The organism is Marinobacter sp., assembly GCF_039977835.1.
Classification (GTDB): domain Bacteria; phylum Pseudomonadota; class Gammaproteobacteria; order Pseudomonadales; family Oleiphilaceae; genus Marinobacter.
In genome coordinates, this window is the sequence record NZ_JBDWCL010000031.1 from 1 (window position 1) to 4486 (window position 4486).

Annotated in this window: 4 protein-coding genes, 1 tRNA gene and 2 riboswitches; of the genes, 3 read left to right on the forward strand and 2 right to left on the reverse strand. The window is 50.7% G+C overall.

Annotated elements, in window-relative coordinates; all coding sequences use genetic code 11:
• Window positions 1-269: 269 nt before the first annotated feature.
• Window positions 270-332, forward strand: a tRNA-Ser gene (locus ABJM11_RS09025).
• A gap of 164 nt (window positions 333-496) precedes the next feature.
• On the opposite strand, the gene ABJM11_RS09030 is transcribed toward ABJM11_RS09025, so the two are convergent.
• A complete protein-coding gene (locus ABJM11_RS09030) occupies window positions 497-1096 on the reverse strand; it encodes a trimeric intracellular cation channel family protein (RefSeq protein WP_348296867.1) in 600 nt (199 codons plus the stop codon).
• A gap of 40 nt (window positions 1097-1136) precedes the next feature.
• Window positions 1137-1235, reverse strand: a riboswitch (glycine riboswitch).
• Window positions 1236-1321, reverse strand: a riboswitch (glycine riboswitch).
• Between the two features lie 34 nt (window positions 1322-1355).
• Here ABJM11_RS09030 and ABJM11_RS09035 point away from each other — a divergent pair.
• On the forward strand, window positions 1356-1577 hold the full coding sequence (locus ABJM11_RS09035; RefSeq protein WP_348296868.1) for an NAD(P)H-dependent oxidoreductase: 222 nt from the start codon (window positions 1356-1358) through the stop codon (window positions 1575-1577).
• Between the two features lie 70 nt (window positions 1578-1647).
• On the opposite strand, the gene codA is transcribed toward ABJM11_RS09035, so the two are convergent.
• Entirely contained in the window at window positions 1648-2877 is a 1230-nt protein-coding gene (codA, locus tag ABJM11_RS09040; protein WP_348296865.1) for a cytosine deaminase, read from the reverse strand.
• 1153 nt (window positions 2878-4030) lie between these two features.
• Here codA and ABJM11_RS09045 point away from each other — a divergent pair.
• Window positions 4031-4354 (forward strand): GreA/GreB family elongation factor, encoded by a 324-nt coding sequence (locus ABJM11_RS09045; protein ID WP_348296866.1) that lies wholly within the window; start codon window positions 4031-4033, stop codon window positions 4352-4354.
• Window positions 4355-4486 lie beyond the last annotated feature (132 nt).

Here is a 4486-nt window from a genome sequence, read left to right on the forward strand (position 1 = left end):
TCACAACCCACTCCTTCACTGACATGCCCCCGGCCATCGATAAAAGCCGGGGACAGTAGCTGGTTCTGTGGCCTGACGGCCACTCGGAGGTGGGTCAAAATTAATGGCCAGTAGTGGGTCATTTTAATTGGCCATTAACACTTAACAGCTTTGTGCCCAAAGTCGTTGTTAATCGGGCATAATGTTGAAATATCGGCATTTTTTAGGATTTAAATTTTTGGCGCAAGTATTTGAACAGACACGGTTTCGCCAACTAAGACCGCTTATCACCGGGGTGCGAGGGTGCCCTCCGGAGGCAGAGGTCTCAGGTTCGAATCCTGACGGGCGGGCCATTGACGTCGCAAAGCGAACCTTCAGATAGTGCGACAAGGTACTGGGAAGAACCAACTTGCTCTTGCCGGATCACTACGCAGTGGCCAGCTCGCGAGAGTTGAACTCACTTCTGCCAAATGCCCGATTGCTCCAACTCTGAATGAACATGAATCCGAAAGACTCATCATTCCCAGCGGGTCTGCGAATAGCTGAACACTGGCAACGACAGCCGCCAGCGAATGGCCGCCATACGCAGAAGCAGTCCGAGACTGAACGCGGCCAACAGAGTGACATTCTCGCCCACCCCTTGGCGAAGCAAGGTCAGGTACAGGAAAGCCACCACAAGTGAAACGCTGGCGTAGAGTTCGTGGCGCAGTACCTGCGGGGTGCGGTTACATAAGATATCCCGGATGATGCCGCCAAAAATCCCGGTGGTGATGCCGGCCATGACCACCACCACGGTGTCATAGCCCAGCTTGAGCGCGACATTGCAGCCAATTACCGTAAACGCCACCAGACCTATGGCATCCAGAACCAGAAACAACTGATGCAGATGCCGCATGAAGCGCGCAATCACGATGGTGACCAGGCCACCTGTAATGGTCATGTATATATAGCGAGGGTGCTGGGTCCAGGTGACGGGGAAGTTACCCAGAAGAATGTCCCGGACAGTTCCGCCACCAAGGGCGGTAAAAAACGCAATGACAGTGACACCGAAAAGATCCATGTTCCTTCGCCCGGCCGTGAGGGCTCCCGACATGGCTTCGGCGGTAATGGCAATCATATAGATAGAGGTCAGCACACAGGACTCCTGAGTTTCCGTGGCCTCTCCCCCTGTCCCTGATACCTGAGAGTTTACAGAGCCTGGCTCTGCTTGCCCCTTCGGTGGACTGCGGTAGCAGTCACTCTCCAGACGGCGTTAGATGATGCTCGCAGTACCTGTGCCTGAGCGTTTATGGGAGTTTGCGCCTTCGGCGGGGCCAACGGCCCACTCTCCTGCGAGCTCGCCATTATAAGGAGATAGGAAGCTAACGTCGAGCGGGATAGCGCGGCCGCAGTCAGGCTATAACGAGTGGCACTACAAGCCTTGCTGGTTTGTCAGCTACGGCGGTATTTCCGGAGGGCTCCGTTCAGCCCAGGTTGCCAGGCAACTGGTCACCACGCTGAAAATGATGCCGATGGTGGACGGAGTGATGGTGCAGATGCCGTGGGAGAAACTGGACGTAATGGTGCAATGGGCAACGGCCCTGAAGTCGCTTCGCTAAACACCAGAGTAGTTGAACAAATTCCCCGGTCAGCAAACCGGGGAACCTGTAGCTTCTACCGCAACGGGTATCAACTCTGCCGGTTCACCAGAACCCGACCATCACGAATAGACGCCAGAACCGGCAACTGCCCAAGCAGCACGTCATAGGATGACTTACCCTGCAGGACAACACAGCGAGCAGGAAGACCCTCCTCGATGCCGTATTCTTCCAGAGCCAATGCTGCAGCACCGTTGTCGGTAATAAGCTCCAGCGACCGATCAATCCAACCCATGCCCAGCATGTGGCAGGCGTGCAAACCTACGTCCAGGGTACGGAGCATGTTGCCATTGCCCAGTGGATACCAGGGATCGCGAATGGAATCCTGTCCGAACGCTACCTTCAGCCCCGCATCCAGCAGCTCCGGAACTCGGGTCAGACCTCGGCGCTTCGGATAACCATCGAATCGCCCCTGCAGGTGCAGGCTTTCAGTGGGCATCGACAGAAAGCGCAGACCGGATTTCTTCAACAAGCGGAACAGCCGGCTGCAGTAATGATCGTTGTACGAGCCCATGGCACAGGTATGGCTGGCAGTAACCCGGGAGCCATAGTCCAGCTTGAGCGCCTCGGCAGCGAGCACTTCCAGAAACCGGGATTCGGGATCATCAATCTCGTCGCAATGCACGTCTACCAGAAGGTCATGTTTATGAGCCAATGCCACCAGCCACTGAACCGATTCAACGCCGTAGTCTCGAGTGAATTCGAAGTGGGGAATGCCACCAACCACATCGGCCCCCAGACGCACCGCCTCTTCCATCAGCTCCTTGCCCTGTGGAAATGACCAGAGACCTTCCTGGGGAAAAGCGACAATCTGCAGGTCGACCGTGTCAGCCATGCGCTCACGAACTTCCAGCATGGCCTTCAGACCTGTCAGCTTGGGGTCCGTCACGTCCACGTGAGTACGGACGTGTTGAATGCCGTTATCGGCAAACAGCCTCAAGGTCTGTTCGGCCCGACCGATCACGTCGTCATGGGTCAGGCTGGCTTTGCGTTCAGACCAGCACTCAATACCCTCAAACAAGGTACCACTCTGATTCCAGCGTGGCTCGCCAGCGGTCATTGCCGCATCCAGGTGAATGTGCGGCTCCACGAAAGGAGGAGTGACCAGATTTCCGTCGGCGTCCAGCTGGTTCCCCACAACGCTTTCAGGCGCATCCTGGGCCGTGATGCTGCTGAATTTTCCATCGGTGATGGTCAGCCGGAACAACCCCTCACGCCCCTGAAGCCGTGCATTGATAATAGCGTTCAGATTTTCACTCATAACATCTCCACACAGATTTTCCACTGGTTTGAATCACGGCCTCGACAACAGATGGGCCAGCGACGAGGCTCATCGCAATATCTGAGGCTCACTCTTGCCTTTATTTTAATTGTTGCTATGGTTGAGGTTAAATACAAATTGAGAGTAGCCATGTTTTCACAAGACCATCTCTTGACCACCTTCCATTAATAAGCGAGCGCGGTTAACCCCCGTGCTCGCAACCATTCAAATTATTGTAGAAATGACCGCGAAAGGTATTGTTTCAAGCTCTGCTTGAAGCAAGCCATATTTTTGCGGTGAAAAATTATCAGAACTCTAACCAGAAATACGATTTTACGAATCTTTAGGTTGGTCTTACTTTATCAGTCACATCGGCTGGACGCATAGAAAACTGATACAGATGAGGCGCCAAGCCAATTTTTTTGCAACGCAATTTACGGAACAAAAATAATAATAAAATATTAGGGAGGCTCCGCAACCGAGCCTCCCATTTTTTCAGGTTTTCAGGAGAAAACATCCTTTAAAAAATTTGGTCGGCCAAATAAACATGAAAATAAAAAATCTTTTGTTCCCAAGATTTTGTTTCAGGTCAATAAATAAGCAGCAAGCCACTGACAAGTTGCACTTTCTCATCGATTCCAATTATTGGAGTGTTAATGAATCTTTGCCCGATGCGCACGAACTGCCAGAGCTCTTGGATTGCGACCTGAATATAACAACGCAAGCAATCTACCGCCTGATTTGCGCCGGCGTAATTTTCAAGCGCCAGAATGGTCGCCTTTTCACTCACATAATAAAAGATGAGAAGAGTGACATCATGGTGACTTTCCAAACGCCAACAACATTAAAGGTGATCAAATTGCATGAATAAAAGGCCGAAATCATTCTGCAAAGCGCCTAGCGGCAGCGCTCACTTTTACTAAGAGTATAGAAATGAGTAAAGAGAAACCTAAAAAACAGGCAAAGAAAACTCTGAAAGAGAAAAGAAAAGACAAGAAACAAAAAAACAGCTAACTAGAAAGAGGGGGGGGGGGGTGGGAAGGAAAACCTTTCCCCTATGATAACAGCATTTTGAAGAGAAATCCCGGCTTTTTATTTATCAATAATATAATATTTCATGGACATTCATCATATTTATGGCCTGAGGTTTTTCATGAAGGTAGATGTTGGCTTTCTTGCATCCATAGATGCCTTAAAAGTCCTGAGAAAAAAATATCGTCGCTTGATCAAAGCAATTACTCTGGGAGATGATCAGATAGCAATGATTGGAAGCTGCGTCACAATTATGGATTGCGCAGATCTTCAGACGCATAAATTCAGATTGGTTGAATCCATTGAGTCAGAAGGCGCCAATCCGAAAGATTTACCGATAGATTCATCTCTTGGGCTTGCGCTACTCGCGAGTAAGCCTGGTGACTACCTAAAATTGAGTTTAGGTGGCGAGGAGGGTGGCATTGTTATCTTATCCATTACCTGAATCAGTGACTTCAATCGGCTAAAACTGCGCTTAAAGCCTGCAATAACAGAGCCTTAAGCGATATAATGGCACCTGACATCCATTCACCCAGTCAGTGCATTTGGCTCATGCGTACTTTCACTCTCCAGCAAT

Excerpts from the sequence above, each read along its gene's own strand:
- ABJM11_RS09030 (WP_348296867.1), bottom strand. The coding sequence starts at position 1,096 with ATGATTGCCATTACCGCCGAAGCCATGTCGGGAGCCCTCACGGCCGGG.
- codA (WP_348296865.1), bottom strand. The coding sequence starts at position 2,877 with ATGAGTGAAAATCTGAACGCTATTATCAATGCACGGCTTCAGGGGCGT.
- ABJM11_RS09045 (WP_348296866.1), top strand. The coding sequence starts at position 4,031 with ATGAAGGTAGATGTTGGCTTTCTTGCATCCATAGATGCCTTAAAAGTC.